Source organism: Aminobacter sp. P4_D5 (assembly GCF_056401815.1).
Window position 1 is genome coordinate 1 of sequence record NZ_JBFUIP010000467.1, and the last position, 944, is coordinate 944.

The 944-nt window shown below is 69.7% G+C and carries 1 protein-coding gene; it reads left to right on the forward strand.

The window, feature by feature from the left end; translation table 11 throughout:
• Window positions 1-711 (forward strand): NAD(P)/FAD-dependent oxidoreductase (locus tag AC1DWF_RS32810; protein ID WP_476842693.1); only part of this gene is annotated, 711 nt, incomplete at its 5' end.
• Window positions 712-944: the final 233 nt, after the last annotated feature.

Below are 944 nucleotides of genomic sequence, written 5' to 3' on the forward strand. Positions count from 1 at the left end.
CTCGACCACATCGTGCCGGAGCGCGACATCAAGATCATCCTGGTCGAGGCCGCGCCGCGCATCCTGCCCGCCTTGCCGGAACGCATCGCCGACGAGACCATGCGGCTGCTGCGCGAGATGGGCGTGGAGGTGCGCACCGGTACCCGTGTCGCCGAGGTCCGCGCGGACGGGATCGTGCTGGCGGATGGCGGGTTCCTGCCGTCGGAGCTCATCGTCTGGGCCGCTGGCGTGAAGGGGCCGGACTTCCTGCACGAGATCGGCGGGCTCGAGACCAACCGCATCAACCAGCTCGTCGTCGAACGGACGCTGCGGACGACACGCGATCCCGCCATCTTCGCGATCGGCGATTGCGCCGCCTGCCCGCAACCCGGTCGCGAGCAGCCGGTGCCGCCGCGGGCGCAGGCGGCGCACCAGATGGCGTCGCACATGCTCGGACAGGTGGCGCGAATCCTGGACGGGAAGCCGCTGGAGCCCTTCGTCTACAAGGATTTCGGCTCGCTGGTGTCCCTCGGCGAGTACAGCACGGTGGGGAGCCTGATGGGCTTCCTGGTCGGCCGCAGCTTCTTCATCGAAGGGCTCTTCGCGCGGCTGATGTACCGCTCGCTGTACCAGATGCACCTGGCCGCGCTGCACGGAAAGGCGCCGACGCTGTGGCGGTATTGGCTGTCGCTGTTCTCGCAGCGGCCGGAGCCGACGGTGAAGCTGCACTGATCCGCTTCGCGGCCAACCCGCGCCAGGGCTTTCGGCCCTGGCTCCCATCACTTCAAGAGGGCAAGGGCCCCTCAAGCGTTCCCCGCCAGCGCCGCCGCCACCTGCCGCGCAAACCCCGCGGGATCCCGCGGCACGTCGCCATCCTGCACCCGCGCCAGGTCCAGCAGCAGCCCCGCCTTCTCGAACAGCGCCGTATCGCTCGACGCCGAAACCGCGAGCTTGCGGATCAGCGG